Origin of the sequence: Bradyrhizobium sp. AZCC 1693, from assembly GCF_036924745.1 — a bacterium.
Taxonomy (GTDB): Bacteria; Pseudomonadota; Alphaproteobacteria; order Rhizobiales; family Xanthobacteraceae; genus Bradyrhizobium.
Genome location: NZ_JAZHSD010000001.1, coordinates 394,332 through 408,116, shown reverse-complemented (window position 1 = coordinate 408,116; position 13,785 = coordinate 394,332). Strand labels below are relative to the sequence as shown.

Below are 13,785 nucleotides of genomic sequence, written 5' to 3'. Positions count from 1 at the left end.
TCCGGTAGCCGAGCCTCGTAACCGCATCAATTCGGTCGGCGAGCCGCTCGACACCCGCACACTCCGGGAGCATCGCGCGCAATTTGAAATGCGAAGGCGTTCCGGAGGAGTGCCTCATCGATCTGCGTCCGACCGAAAGCGTGCTCGCACGCCGGACAGGGCAACCAGATGCTCGCTCGAATTCACGCCTCGAAGCCATTGGTCGGCGAGCCACCGCCGGAGTTCAAGGGGTCTGGCCGCGACCTGCGCATCGATGCCTGCCGCGGCGTCGCGCTATGGTGCATCTTTCTTGACCATGTCCCCAACAACATCGGAAGCTGGCTGACACTGCGGAACTACGGCTTCAGCGATGCCGCGGAAGTGTTCATGTTCGTCTCGGGTGTGACCTGCGCGCTGGCCTACGGTAGAGCGCGTCGGTGCGAGGGCTGGAGCGGCGTGATAAGCCGTTCGCTGCGGCGAGGATGGGACATTTATGCCGCATTTCTGCTGCTCACGCTCGCTTGCGCCATCATGGTTCACCTCGCAGGCCGCGACCATCTTGCCGACGAGAGCAATACGCGCATTCTGTTGGAACATCCGGGCGCGGCGCTCGCGCACGCGGTGATCCTGCAATACCGTCCGGTCAATGCCGACGTGTTGCCCGTCTTCGTGCTGCTTCACCTGCTGTTCGCGCCGTTGTTGTGGCTGCTGCTGCGCTGCCCGAACGCGACGCTGGGCGCCTCCTTCGCGCTTTATGCGCTGGTGCATGTCTTCGGCTGGACGGTACCGGCGTGGCCGAGCAGCCATTGGGCCTTCAATCCACTGGCCTGGCAGTTCCTGGTCGTACTCGGCGCGTGGTGGATGATCGCGGGCAAGCGTGTCCAGTCATGGACAACGTCACGCACGGCGCTGGTCGTTGCCGTCCTGTATTTGCTCTTCAGCCTGGTCATCGCCTTGAGCTGGCACATCAAGCCGCTGGAAACCTTGATCCCGCAGGCCCTGGCGAAGCTGTTTCACCCATTGGACAAATCGAATCTCGATCCCGTGCGGCTGCTGCATTTTTTGGCGATCGCGGTCCTGGCGGAACGGCTCGTGCCGCGCGACTGGCAGGCGTTGAAGACGCCGATGCTGCGTGGCGCGATCCGCTGCGGCCAGAACTCGCTGCCGATCTATTGCCTCGGCGTTCTCTTGGCCTGCGGTAGCCACGCGGCGCTGCTCGAGATCTCGAACGGGGTTGGGATGCAGATCGCACTCAGCGTCGGCGGCATCCTGGTAATGATCGTCGCCGCGATGCTGCTGAACTCGACGAGGATCAAACCCGGGCGGCAGCCACTGTGGACGCAGCCGACTGAGCCCGTTACCGCGACATTCTCAGACGGGTAGGATTGCCGAAAGAATAATCTCCAAACCCGCAGATGGGCCGCCGCCCTGTAGCCGGCAATGTCCGAATCGGGTCCAACTGAGAAGAACTCAGCGCGACAAATTTCTTCTGAGTTACGCCTGAGGGCGGACATCGCCCAATCCGCGCGCGTCAAGCTGCCTATGGGCGAGATCGCACGGTTTGGTCTGATATGAAAGAGGCCGCCAACCGAGGTACTCCAAACTAGTTCGGAACGATCAAACCGAGTTGCGGTAGTTTGGCGGACCGTTGGCCGCTTGTATCCGCGTTGCTGGCGGTTGGAATGGGCGGCCCCAGCTCAGCCCCTAGCCCCCCTGCTGGGGCCGCTTCTCCCCGGCCGGCTAGATGAAAAAGGCCACCAACTGATGCGGCCTTACTGAGTTACGCAGCGTGAGGCTTCCGGCGAAGCTGCCATATCACGCGGCCGGCTTGGGCCGGACGTGCTTGGCTGGAATGCTCTCGTCTCGTTCCAGCGGCAGGGTGAATTGAAAGACGGCGCCCCGAGGTTCATTCGCGCTCGCCCACATCCGCCCTCCATGGGCCTCGACCATCGACCGGCAGATCGCAAGGCCCATGCCCATGCCCTTGGGCTTGGTCGTGTAGAAGGCCGTGAAAACGCGCTCCACATCCGCCTGGTTCAGGCCCGGGCCGGAATCGCGCACCGTGACGAGCACGCCGCCGGCGGCCTCCCTCTCCGTGGTGATCCGCAGCTCGCGCGTCCCCTCGTCGAGGCCGCCCATGGCTTCAACGGCGTTGAGGATCAGGTTCAGGATCACCTGCTGCAGTTGAGTGCGATCGCCGTCCACCCTGGGCAATCCCGGCGCGAGCTCGGTCTGCAGCAAGATGCCATGATTGAGCACTTCGCTTCGGGTCAGCGCGACCATTTCGAGGACGGCTTCATTGAGGTCGAACCGGTCCTTCCGCGGCGGCACCTTGTTGATGAGGGCCCGGATCCCGCTGATGACGTTGCCGGCGCGCTTGCCGTCCTCGACGATACGGCTGAGGGAGGCGCGAACCTCGTCGAGATCGGGCGGTTGGGCGCGCAGCCAGCGCAGGGCGGCCTGGGCGTTGGTAACCGTTGCGGCGATCGGCTGGTTGACCTCGTGGGCGATCGAGGCCGACAGCTCCCCCATCGAGGTGACGCGATTGACGTGTGCGAGCTCCGCCTGCATGGCGCGCAAGGCTTCCTCCGCGCGCCTGCGTTCGGTGATGTGCCGCCCGACGCCGCGGTAGCCGACGAAGCGCCCCGTATCGTCAAACACAGGCAGGCCAGAGACGGACACGTAACGCTTGCTTCCGTCGGGCCCAAGCCGCGCGAGCTCAAAATCACGGAATGGCAGGTGGGCATCGAGCGTCTCGCGGTGCTTGCGCCAGGCCTCTTCATCAGGCTCCAGGTAAGGCACTTCCCAACGGGTCTTGCCGATCTCGGAGCCCAATTCCGGCGCGTCGGCAAGGCTCTCCGCGAACTCCTGGTGACTAAAGCGATGTTGCGCATCGGTCTCCCAGTAGACGTCGAAGGAGAACTGCACGAGGGTGCGAAAGCGCTCCTCGCTCTGCCGCAGCGCTTCTACCGCCCGCTTGCGCTCGGTCAAATCGAGAACAAAGCCAACACCTTGACTTGTACCTTCCCCGAACATCGCCCCGCCGATCAGCACCGGCACGCGGCTTCCGTCTTTCCGCACGTACTCCTTCTCGAATGGTTGGGCAGTCCCGATCCGCCTGAGCTCTGCCACGGTACGAGCGTCGCGGTCGCGCCATTCCGGCGGCGTCATCGTTGTCCGGTGCAGGTGACCCGCGATAAGATCTTCCCGGTCGTATCCCACCATGCGGAGGAACTCGTCATTGGCCTCAAGAATACGCCCCTCGACTTCCCAGATGATGATCCCGATGATGTTGGAGTCGACCAGGCGCCGGATCTTCTTGTCGCGCGCCAGGATATCGTTCTGGAGCCGAACGTTCTCCTCTGTCGCTTTACGCCGCCGGGTCGCTTCGAGCCGTGCGAGCGCCAACGCCACCCCTGCCAGGACTGCGACAATGACGATCGCGGTCGCGATCAGCCAGGCTTTGCGTCGTTCGAGTGCCTCGGCGCGCCTCTCCTGATCCACGCGCAGGAAGCGCTCGTGGTCCACCATCTGGTCGATCTGCGACCTTATCTCGTCGAGGCTGCGGATCATCGCCAGCGCGGCCGGCCCGGAGTAGGTGCGGACCGTTTTGACGATTTCATCGATCTCGCGCAGCTTCGCTGCGACGGTCAGCGCCAGGTGTCCGGCACGATGGCTCTGCAATGGATCGCCCGCTACCAGCGCCTGGAGCGCCTGGGCGTCCCGCCGTACGCTTTCGTCGGAGACACCATAGGCCTTGAGATATTGCGGATCGAGAGTCAGCAGATAGCCGCGCCTTTGCGCCTCAACGTCGGCGATGACGGCTTTCAGGCGATCCAGCGTCTCGAGCACCTGGCGGTTGCGCTCCTGCGCGAGATTTGCCGCTTGTCGCTCCTGCAAATATTGGAAGCCGAGAAGCCCGGTCGCAACAGCCACAGTTAGAAGAACCGCGACCACCAGCGCCAGCGGAGGGGCAAACCATCGAGAGGACTGGCTCAGAAAGACTGACATTGGCCTTAAGCCTCGACGCCCGCGTGGCGGCTGTTTTCTGATGCCGGCGCGGAGTATCGCTAGTATAATGTAAATATAGCCATAGTCCGCGCCGATGAGCGGGAACCGGCACGCTCAACCGTGCAGATCATAGCGGCTTAGAAGCCCGTTAGTCTCCCCCCGCAAGGGCCAGAACGTCACGGGAAAATCCCGTGCGCTGTGAAGTCCGATCCCGCGGCCGGAGCAACCACCGGAGCAACCATATGGCTCCAAGTGAAAAGCTGCCTGAAAAGTTGCTTGAAAAGTTGCCGGGCAGTCCAAGGTCGGCCAGCCGGCGCCGCTTCGTCAAGGGATTGGGCGCGGCCGGGGCGACCTTGCCGGCCCTCGCCATGCTGCCGCGGTGGGGTTTCGCGGAGGATGCCGCCGCGGCCTATGCCAACGCGGCGATAGACTGGAAGCAGTTTGCCGGGCAGACGCTCACGCTCGCGGGCGCGATCCATCCCTGGTCCAACGCGATCACTCCGCTTTTGCCTGATTTCACCAAGCTCACCGGTATCAGCGTCGTTCCCGACTTCCGGCTGGAGACCACGTACCTGGGCGCGCTGCCGGTCCAGCTCAACCGTCGCGACAGCACACCCGACGTCTTCATGTTCACGACCTACGGCCAGGGCATCTCGGCAGGATGGGTCGAACCGCTGAACGCCTATTATTCCGACAAGTCGCTGACCGATCCCGGCTGGTATGATGAGAACGACGTTCTCAAGACGGCCCGCGCCTTTCCGTTGTGGCGGGACGGCGAACGCTACGCCATCCCGATCACATCAGAGGCGGTGACCTTGTTCATCAACGGCGATGCGCTGGCAGCCAGGAACCTTCAGGTTCCCCGGACTTTCGAAGAGCTGCTAGTCACCGCCAACGCGATCAAGACCGATGAGATGTCCGGAATAGCCATGCGGGCGCAAGCCGGTGGCAATTCGTCCCCACCGGCCATGAGCTTCGTGTTCTCCTATGGCGGGGACATGGTCAAGGACAACAGGGCCGCCTTCGCGACCCCGGAGGCAATCGCGGCCATCGAGATGTACGGAAAGTTGCTTAGTCAAGCCGGCCCCGGCGGTGTGAGCGGCTACGAATGGTATCACGTGCTGGACGACTTCCTGCAGCGCAGGACGGCGATGGCGATCGACAGCAGCAATTTCGCTACCGACATCTCCAATCCGGCAAGAAGCCACGTTGCCGGCAAGGCCGTGTTTGCCGCCTTTCCACATGTCGCTGGTCGCACGTCCGTGCCCTTCATGTCGCACTGGCAGGCATGCATCAATTCCAGGTCACGAAACAAGCGGGCGGCTTTCCTGTTTCTGCTGTGGGCGACCAGCAAGCCGACCTCGCTGCGGACCGCCGCAGCGGGGCTGGCGACGACACGCGTGTCGGCGTGGTCGAGCCAGGACTTCAAGAAGGCGTTCGGCGCACAAGCCGCCGAGGCGGCGCTGACCAACTTGCAGAATGCCGATGTCGAGCGCGCCAAGGCGATCCTTTTCCATCCGCTCTCGAGACCCATCCTGGACGCTTTCATGATCGGCGTGAATGAAGCGGTCACCGGAGCGAAACCGGCGAAGATTGCGATGACCAGCGCCGCCGAGAAAGCCAATGCGGCGATCCGCGGATAGCCGAGCCGTTCCCACCCCTGCACAAGTCGCGCTAGGGTGACCTTCGCACAGACCAGAGGATGGCATTCGCCAGGACTCGCTGGTAGCGGGCGTCCTGCCAAACTGACGGCTCGTGGCCTAGCGCCGTATAGAACACGCGTCCCTCGCCGTAGTATCGCGTCCATGCGAGAGGCCAACCATAGAATCGCCGATGCACGCCGGTCTTGCCAAGGTCCACCGAGCCTGGATCGAGGCGCAGGAGCACGCGCGATCCACGATGGTCGAAGTCGCTGATCTGGTAGATCTCGTCCTCGACTTGCAACGAATTCCCGAGAAAAGCCACCAGCGGATCGCCGGGATCAACCACCTCGATTGTCACGGCCTGATGCCAGGGATGACCATTGAAGTAGCCGCCGACCAGATCGAGATAGTCCGGCCAGGTGTAGAATGTGTCCGTCGCCGAATGAACACCGACGAACCCGCGGCCCGAGCGCACAAAATGAAGAAGAGCTGTCTTTTGCGCGTCGCTCATCGGAAGTTCTCCTGACGTGAAGAACATCACCGCGGCGTAGCGCTTAAGGTTTTCGGTAGAAAATTCAGACGTGTCTTCCGTTGCAGTGACTTCAAAGACACCCGAATTGCTACCAAGCCGGGGCAGGATTTCCTTTGAAAGCGGTATGACATCGTGCCGGTAGCCGGCCGAGTATGTGAAATAGAGCACGCGCTCCGGCGGGCGCGCCGCATGCGCGCCGAGTGGCCGGATTGCCGCCGCGCCGCCGAGCAGCGCGATGAACTCACGTCGCCTCACAATCCCTCCCGTGCCGCCGAAGCCGTTGGCGCTTAGGCGGCGCGAACGTAGCCGTAGCGCAGGTTCGAGGGCTCCTTGGCCGCCAGTGCATACTCGCTCTTGAGTGCCGCAAGCCGGTCCGCGGAAAAGGTTGGCATCCTGGTGTTGTCAGCCGCTTTCAGCCTGATCTTGTAGAACTTGGTGGCGTTGCCGCCGAAGATCAGCTGCTTGGTGGCGCTATTGGCGTCGCCGAGCGGCGCAAACCCGTATTTCTTCTGCATGTCCTCCGGAATTTCGAGGCGGCGCAGCGCCTCGATCTGCCACTGCGGTGAGCCGTACCAGACCGAGTCAGTACCCCACATGACGTGATCAACCCCCATGCCCTTGATCAGCGTGCCGACCAGCGCGGCGCAGAACTTCGGATGCGCCACCGCCGAGTTGGCAAAGGACGTGCCGAGCTCGGCATATACATTGGTAACGCCGAACTTCTGCGGGATTTCCGCGAGATCGGTGGCCCAGCGGATGCGGCCCGTTGACGTGAACTCCGCCCACGCCTGATCCGGCAGCTCGAGAAACGGCCGCAGCGCCGAGTGATAGATCACGAAGTTCATCTGCGGCCAATCCTTCGCGGCCTTTCCGATGTCCCATGCGGTTGCATATTCCCACACGCCGGCGAACGACTTTTCGTAATCGGGCGGCAGCAGCCCCTTGTGGATGCACAGCGTGTTGATGCCGGCCTTCACCGCTTTGTCGTAGAACGGGTACATCACCTGCTCGTCGTCGAGCCGCCATGGGAACTTGGAGGGGGCCAGCGGATCGCCGATCGTGTAGGACTTCCAGGAATCGGGCTTATAGACCTCGATCGCCTTGTCGACCTCCTCCATCCAGCCGGGCTGCTTGGGGGTGATGACGCTGTGCGCCAGCAGGCGGCGCGAGCCCGCGAAATCGTTGATGGTTTCGCGCGCCTTGACGATCTGCTCGTTGGACAGAAGCCACCAGCTCGGATCGTCGAACGGCGCGCCGCTCAAGAGCGCCATGTTGGTGTCGCTGTCGTAGTAGATCTCTTTCACATAGTTCTGGAACTTGTAGCGGGCGAGCGAGGCGACGCCCTCCTCCTTCATCTTCGGATTCCAGTGCTGGCTCGCGAACCCGGCCAGGTCCAAGAGCTCCTTGTGGTCGAAATCGTCGCGCACGAAATGGGTCTGGACGTCGAAGATGAACTGGCCGGCGAGGCCTTGCGCGCGGGCCAGCATCAGCTCGGGCTCGCGGGCCTCGGCAGCCGCGACCTGGAAGACATTGCCGTAGATGTCGTTCATGGCGAGGAACGCCGCCGCCATGCCGCAGCTCGTGTGCAGGAACTGCCTGCGGCTCAAGCCGAGGTGCTTGCCGTTCAGGTCGGCGAGCTCGTTGATCCGCGCCTCGACCTTCTTTTGCGTGGCGCTCTGCGGGGGTGGCAGATATTCGCCGTTGGAAACAATCTGAGTGGGAATCGGCGTTGCCGCCGATGCTGCCTCGGCGCCTGCGACGAGGCGCTGCTCTCGTTCACTAAGCCAGGTACTCATCGTTCTCCTCCCTTTTTGGCGTCGACGGTGCTGGTCAGTTGCGCGCATAGGCTCGCGAGTTTCGTTCACTCCCGGTCAGTTGGATGGATCATGGGGCGTAGCTTCCGCCTAGCTACGGATGAAGCCATCGCACGCGCTTTACGCCCAAGCGCTTCTCTTTATCGTGTCATCCTGCGAGAGCGCAGGCATGCTGAGAAAACTACTTGCGGTAGTGGCGCATGATCGCTGAATTCAATGCTCAAATCTCGATTGGCGCAAGCGAGGTAATCCGACAGTCACGCTGTCCAAACGCCGCCCTCTTGCGACCGGCGGGTTTACCGGAATGAGCGCAACCCACTGCCATTTCCCCGGAGAGACCAGATGAACACGCACAAGAATGCGCCTCTGACGCCGAAAGGTCGAGCGGCAATGGTTGGGCGTGATCGAGGGGGCTTGAGGCGGCCGCCGCGCACCGGCGCAGCTATTTCGGCGATTGCAGGATGACACCGTAGCGCCGATAGATTCGTTCGACCGTGCCATCGGCGCGCAGCCGCTCAAGAGCCCCATCAATCGCATCGCGCAGACTGTCATCCGGGCGGACCATGCCAACAGCGACATTCCAATTGAGGTTCGCCTCGCTCTCGTCGCGATCCAATATGCGGAGTGCCTTGTCCGGATGCGTCAGATTGAAATAGCTCGCCACCGTCGGCGTTACCGCCGCCGCGTCGATCTCATGGTTTGCCAGGGCCTCGAGGCTGTCGATCTCAAACCCGAAGGTCGACGTCGGCACACGCCGCTGGCCGATGATCATCGCCGCCATGGATCCGACCTGAACCCCAACCTTCGTGTTTTCGTTCAGGCTCTTGAACGACGTCAACTTGCTGGCCGACGGCACAGCCAGAGCAACGCCCGTGCGATAATAGGGTTTTGAGATCCTCAAATTAGTCTCGCTTTGCGCCTCGCGATCGGCAATGACATCCAGAAGAATGTCGCAGCCGGCGCTGCGCATCTGGTACCGGGTGATAATCCAGTCGAGATTCAGCGAGACGCCGAGATCGCGTGCCAGCGCCTGTCCCAATTCAACCTGAAAGCCGGGAGGATCGCCGGCTTTGCTTGCGAATGGAAGCGAGTTGGGGTGAGCGCAAAGCCCGATCACGCCGGTGGAGCGGATCGTGTCGAGCGATCGTGCCTGCGCCGGACAGATCAACGCCGGACCGATCAACGCGAAGGCTGCAACGACCGAGAGCGGGAGAATGGTCTTCATTCCGTGTCCCCGTGGGGTTGGTCGGGTCTCGGCGGCTCAGCCCTCGCGCGGTTTCAAGGCCCGGATGAATTTGACCATCTGGTCGATCTGCGCGTCGGTGAAGGCGCCATCGAATGCCGGCATCGCGCCTTGCTTGCCATGCTTGATGCGGTTGCGAATAAAGTCGTCGTCGCGCGGCGAATTCATCAACTGCGGCCCCTTGCCGGCAGCCCGACCGCCGTCGGAGTGGCAAAAGCCGCAAGTCCCCGCGAACACCTGCTCGACGTCGAACGTCCCGTTGTCGGGCGCAGGGGTGGCAGACTGCGCGTGAACCGCCGTGGCACACAGTAACCATGCGCCCGCGACCGTAGACACTCGTCCGGCGATCTTCCTGGACTGCAATTTCAAGACGTGCCGCTCCATTTCTACAAGAACACCCGCCGCCTCCCCAATGCACCGGGAGCAGGCTTGCGCCCGCCCCCGGCAAATCGTTTGCGACCGCCTATTTCAGGCTGTAGACGACGAGCGCGCCATCGTCACGCGGCATGCTCTTGTACACGCCGCCGAAGGTCGGCGCGTAGTCGTCCGACGCCATGCCGCCAAAGCCGGCCGTCATGGCGACATATTGCTTGCCGCCCGCGGAATAGCTGATGATGCCGCCCTGATGGCCGGTGCCGTTGTTGTGGTTCCACAGTTCGGTCCCGGATTCCGCGTCATAAGCATGAACCACCCCCCGCGAGTCGGGCACGAAGACCAGGTTGCCGCCGGTCGACAGCACACTCGCAAGCGGCGGCTCGGGGAAACGCACCTCCCATTTCTTCGCGCCGGTCACTGGGTCACGCGCGTCGAGATGACCATAGATCTCGCCGCTCGGCGGCGGTGCGATCTTGAAGTTGGCACCGATGTTCAGCTGGGCCTGTGGAGCGGTCACCGGCGTCGTCTTCACGACGTCCAGCGTCATGCACCATTCCTGGCCGAGCTTGTAGTAGAGGCCGGTCTTCGGATTGTAGGAACCGGCGTTGAAGCTGACGCCGCCGGAAATATGCGGGCACAGCGGCTCCTCGACCTTGCCGGCCGAGAAGTCGCGGCGGCCGGTCAATTCGCCGGTCTTGGGATCGATGTTCTTGACGAAGTTGCTGTTCTCGGTGATCCGCCAGACGTTCTTCACCTTGGCGGAGCGGTCGTAGACGAAGATGTAGCCGCTCTTGTTGGGGTGCACGACGAGCTTCTGGCCGTCGCGATCGAGCATCACGAACTCGCCGACCGCGCTGTCGAAGTCCCAGGCGTCGTGCGGCAGCTCCTGGTGATAAAACTTCAGCTTGCCGGACTCGAGATCGAGGCCGATCACCGAGGAGGTATAGAGGTTGTCGCCGGGACGCGCGCCCTGCGTCTTGTAGTCGCTGCCAGACCAGTCGTAGAGCGGCGCCGGGTTGGCGGTGCCCCACCAGATGGTGTTGGTCTCGGAATCGTAGGTGCCGGGCATCCAACCGCCGCCGCCGCCGGTGCGCCATGAATCACTGCCCCAGGTTTTCATGGCTTCGTCGGTGCCGGCAACCGTCAGGAACTCCCACTTCTTCTTTCCAGTCGCGGCGTCGACCCCGAAGATCGGGCCGCGGCCCGGCCACTCGCCGCCCTGTGCGCCGATTATCACCGTGCCCTTGGCGTAAAGCGGCGCGCCGGTGAAGCCGACCGTCAGCTTTTGCGAATCCAGCAGCTTGGTGTCCCACATGACCTTCCCGGTCTTCATGTCGAGCGCGATCAGTCGGCCATCCATCGTTCCGACATAGGCCTTGCCTTCGCCGAGCGCGAGGCCGCGATTGTAGGGCGAGTGGGTCTGCCGGGCGATCAACGCCTCGTCCAGTTCCGGGAAATAGGACCAGATCACTTCGCCGGTGGCGCCGTTGAGCGCAAAGGTGCGGCTGTAGGAGCCGGTGTAGTAGAGCACGCCATCAGCGACCAGCGGCATCGACTGCAAGCCGCGGGTCGACCGGCCCGGAATGTGGATCCAGGCAACGGCGAGATTGCCGACGTTGTTGGTGTTGATCTGTGCGAGCGGGCTGTAGTGATGGGATTTGTAGGATCCGTGATAGGTCAGCCAGTCATTTTGGCCGGCAGCTTCGATGCGCGCGGTATCCACCGATTGAGCAAACGTTGACGGTGCGGCGACTGTCGCACCGATGGCAAGCGCAACAAATTCAACAAGGTAGCCTGGCCGTTTCTTCATGGGTACTTCCTCCCGTTCGTTTTGCTACATTACTTACCTTCCATTGCCGGGCCCGCTGCACCCGATCAGCTGCCGACGCGATCGTTGTCGTGCCGCGTGCGGGAGCATTCCGATTTGGTGTTCATGAGACGCCCATCCCCGCTCGTGCTACATCCCGAGCGCAAGCCAGCCCTTTCGCGGCTGCGGTGGGCTCGCATCTCAGCAGCCGCTTCCTTGAACAACTATCCGACACGATCGTGTTCCCTTTGTGGGCGACGTGATCCTGACAGCGACATTGCCGACACCGCGTTTGATGCATCGCACCATCGGCTGTCGGCCTACCCTCCGCGCGCCTGGGGCATTCCTGGGCCTACACGGGCTTTGCTGCAGTCTAGCATAGTAGCACGCGCGTCGGCAGATGCTCGCTCGCTGGAAAATCGTCATCGAGCGCGGCGCGTTGACGCTCTGCGCCAGCCCCAACGCGCTGCCGTTTGCAAGCAAGAGCGGACCGGTCCCGGGGTTTCAGATCGAACTCGGCGAGAAAATTGCCGAGCAACTCGGTGTCAAGCTGACGCGGGAATGGGTGGTCAGTGCGATCCGGTATCGCCGCGCCGATTGCGACCCCGTGCTCGACGTCATCGCCCGCAAGGATACGCAGCCCGCGGGCGGTGTGCAGGTTTCGCGTCCTTATCATCGCAGCGGCGTCGTGCTCGCGGTGCGGGACGATCGGTGCCGCCACGTCTCCGTTCGTGTTCGAGGACGATATCGTTGCTGCGCTGGCCAATCGCGAGATCGAGGCAGCCGCCGCTGCACCGATGACGGTCGGCTGGTTCAACCAGCAGCACGCCGACAAGCCGTTGCGCCTGATTCCGAGGATTCTCATCGAACCTGACTTCGTCTCTTGGCGTTGGGAGAGCCTAAGGATAGAACCGAAGGATAAAGAGCGGCCCAGACAGCAGGGCATCGATAGAACTAGGCGGACGGCGCGCAAGCCCACCGAAAGGACAAGCAATGGCCAAGAACACGATTTGCCTGTGGTACGACAAGGACGCGGAAGCTGCTGCCCGTTTCTACGCCGAAACCTTTCCCGACAGCGCCGTGGGCGCCATCCACCGTGCACCCAGTGACTATCCCTCCGGCATGCAGGGCGACGTGCTGACGGTGGAATTCACCGTCGCCGGCGTGCCGTGTATGGGCCTCAACGGCGGTCCCGCGTTCAAGCATAACGAAGCTTTCTCGTTTCAGATCGCCACCGATGATCAGCAAGAGACCGACCGCTACTGGAACGCCATTGTCGGCAATGGAGGTCAGGAGAGTGCGTGCGGCTGGTGCAAGGACAAGTGGGGCGTCTCCTGGCAAATCACGCCGCGCGTGCTGACAGAGGCGCTGGCGGCCGGCGGCGCCGAAGCAAAGCGCGCATTCGATGCCATGATGGACATGAAGAAAATCGACGTCGCCGCGATCAAAGCGGCGCGACGCGGCTGATGTTCACGCGTCGCATGTTCACGCGTCGCAAGGTCTGGTGGCGTCCATTTGCGATCGCAGAACGATCGCTCCGGCCGGCCTTCCCTGTTCCTCGCGCTATTTCCTTTGCTGCCACTGCATGAATTTTTCAAGCAGAGCCTGGGATTTTTCGGGCGCTTCTTTAGCCGTTCCGGCGGAGGCAGGTTCGGAAACAGCCGCGTCTTCGCTTCCTTGTATCTTTTGAAACTGCTTGAATCTCTGAAGCAGCTCCTGGGAGTCTTCGGACGTCGTCACTTGGGCCGGCGTCGCCGATGCGGGAGTCGAAATGGAAACGGCGAGTTCCGAGGGATCACTTTTTGACCTTGGAAACACGTTGAACAAAACGAGCGCCAGGATCGCAGTGACACCGATCGCTGCGGCAATGGCACCCGCAGTGGCGAGCAGTCCGCGTGGTCGACGGCGTTCGTAAACGAACTGGGACTCCAACGGATGGCTGAATTTGGCGAAGGCTTCCTCGCGCATCTCATCATAACGAGACAAAGGGGGAGCGGGAGGAAAATGGTCCGATCTTACCTGCGGTGTCGCGTTAGATCGCGGGTCCGCCACGCTGCGCGCCGAGCGCGGTGCGTAGTAAAGCGGATCGTCGGGACTATCGGGGTTGGGGTCGTCGTTCGCGCGGATGAAACTCATTTGCGCCACTCCTCACAAAACCACATCATCGCATCGGAATATTTTTGCCACTCCAGCCTGGGCTTCCGCGCGCAGTTCCACAGTCGCACATGAAATGCCGCGGGCATTCGCGCGCTGCGGCCAGCCGGGTAAAACTTCGATCCGCCGCCCGGCGTCAAGAGACTGATCCAAACCGGGATGCGTGTGGAGTCAGATGTTTCTGTTCCGCCGAAGAAATAATCAGGCTGTTGCCGTCCTGCGACAAT

Annotated in this window: 11 protein-coding genes; 4 read left to right on the top strand and 7 right to left on the bottom strand. The window is 62.4% G+C overall.

Annotated features, from left to right (window positions below):
- Positions 1–168: 168 nt before the first annotated feature.
- Positions 169–1,362 (top strand): OpgC domain-containing protein, encoded by a 1,194-nt coding sequence (locus V1293_RS02010; RefSeq protein WP_334506237.1) that lies wholly within the window; start codon positions 169–171, stop codon positions 1,360–1,362.
- 432 nt (positions 1,363–1,794) lie between these two features.
- On the opposite strand, the gene V1293_RS02005 is transcribed toward V1293_RS02010, so the two are convergent.
- The gene (locus V1293_RS02005) at positions 1,795–3,990 is read right to left on the bottom strand and encodes an ATP-binding protein (protein ID WP_334506235.1); all 2,196 of its coding nucleotides are present in this window, start codon (positions 3,988–3,990) and stop codon (positions 1,795–1,797) included.
- A gap of 242 nt (positions 3,991–4,232) precedes the next feature.
- On the opposite strand from V1293_RS02005, the gene V1293_RS02000 reads away from it, so the two are divergent.
- Positions 4,233–5,633, top strand: a complete 1,401-nt coding sequence (locus V1293_RS02000; RefSeq protein ID WP_334506233.1) for an ABC transporter substrate-binding protein — start codon at positions 4,233–4,235, stop codon at positions 5,631–5,633.
- Between the two features lie 31 nt (positions 5,634–5,664).
- Here V1293_RS02000 and V1293_RS01995 read toward each other — a convergent pair whose 3' ends face one another.
- From V1293_RS01995 to V1293_RS01975, 5 genes are all read right to left on the bottom strand, one after another.
- A complete protein-coding gene (locus V1293_RS01995) occupies positions 5,665–6,420 on the bottom strand; it encodes a ThuA domain-containing protein (RefSeq protein ID WP_334506231.1) in 756 nt (251 codons plus the stop codon).
- 32 nt (positions 6,421–6,452) lie between these two features.
- Complete coding sequence (locus tag V1293_RS01990; RefSeq protein WP_334506230.1) at positions 6,453–7,961, bottom strand: amidohydrolase family protein; 1,509 nt, start codon at positions 7,959–7,961, stop codon at positions 6,453–6,455.
- A gap of 460 nt (positions 7,962–8,421) precedes the next feature.
- The gene (locus tag V1293_RS01985; RefSeq protein WP_334506228.1) at positions 8,422–9,204 is read right to left on the bottom strand and encodes a substrate-binding periplasmic protein; all 783 of its coding nucleotides are present in this window, start codon (positions 9,202–9,204) and stop codon (positions 8,422–8,424) included.
- A 36-nt stretch (positions 9,205–9,240) separates the two neighbouring features.
- Positions 9,241–9,606, bottom strand: a complete 366-nt coding sequence (locus V1293_RS01980; protein ID WP_334506227.1) for a c-type cytochrome — start codon at positions 9,604–9,606, stop codon at positions 9,241–9,243.
- Between the two features lie 79 nt (positions 9,607–9,685).
- Positions 9,686–11,407: a pyrroloquinoline quinone-dependent dehydrogenase gene (locus tag V1293_RS01975; RefSeq protein WP_334506225.1), complete on the bottom strand. Its 1,722-nt coding sequence runs from the start codon at positions 11,405–11,407 to the stop codon at positions 9,686–9,688.
- A 436-nt stretch (positions 11,408–11,843) separates the two neighbouring features.
- Here V1293_RS01975 and V1293_RS01970 point away from each other — a divergent pair, with 436 nt between their 5' ends.
- Entirely contained in the window at positions 11,844–12,278 is a 435-nt protein-coding gene (locus tag V1293_RS01970) for a hypothetical protein (RefSeq protein ID WP_334506223.1), read from the top strand.
- Positions 12,279–12,397: 119 nt separating this feature from the next.
- The gene (locus V1293_RS01965) at positions 12,398–12,871 is read left to right on the top strand and encodes a VOC family protein (protein WP_334506222.1); all 474 of its coding nucleotides are present in this window, start codon (positions 12,398–12,400) and stop codon (positions 12,869–12,871) included.
- A gap of 96 nt (positions 12,872–12,967) precedes the next feature.
- Here V1293_RS01965 and V1293_RS01960 read toward each other — a convergent pair whose 3' ends face one another.
- The gene (locus V1293_RS01960; protein ID WP_334506221.1) at positions 12,968–13,540 is read right to left on the bottom strand and encodes a hypothetical protein; all 573 of its coding nucleotides are present in this window, start codon (positions 13,538–13,540) and stop codon (positions 12,968–12,970) included.
- Positions 13,541–13,785: the final 245 nt, after the last annotated feature.

Coding starts and splice junctions, on each gene's coding strand:
- V1293_RS02010 (WP_334506237.1), top strand. CDS start 169: ATGCTCGCTCGAATTCACGCCTCGAAGCCATTGGTCGGCGAGCCACCG.
- V1293_RS01975 (WP_334506225.1), bottom strand. CDS start 11,407: ATGAAGAAACGGCCAGGCTACCTTGTTGAATTTGTTGCGCTTGCCATC.
- V1293_RS01960 (WP_334506221.1), bottom strand. CDS start 13,540: ATGAGTTTCATCCGCGCGAACGACGACCCCAACCCCGATAGTCCCGAC.
- V1293_RS01990 (WP_334506230.1), bottom strand. CDS start 7,961: ATGAGTACCTGGCTTAGTGAACGAGAGCAGCGCCTCGTCGCAGGCGCC.
- V1293_RS01980 (WP_334506227.1), bottom strand. CDS start 9,606: ATGGAGCGGCACGTCTTGAAATTGCAGTCCAGGAAGATCGCCGGACGA.
- V1293_RS01985 (WP_334506228.1), bottom strand. CDS start 9,204: ATGAAGACCATTCTCCCGCTCTCGGTCGTTGCAGCCTTCGCGTTGATC.
- V1293_RS02005 (WP_334506235.1), bottom strand. CDS start 3,990: ATGTCAGTCTTTCTGAGCCAGTCCTCTCGATGGTTTGCCCCTCCGCTG.
- V1293_RS01965 (WP_334506222.1), top strand. CDS start 12,398: ATGGCCAAGAACACGATTTGCCTGTGGTACGACAAGGACGCGGAAGCT.
- V1293_RS02000 (WP_334506233.1), top strand. CDS start 4,233: ATGGCTCCAAGTGAAAAGCTGCCTGAAAAGTTGCTTGAAAAGTTGCCG.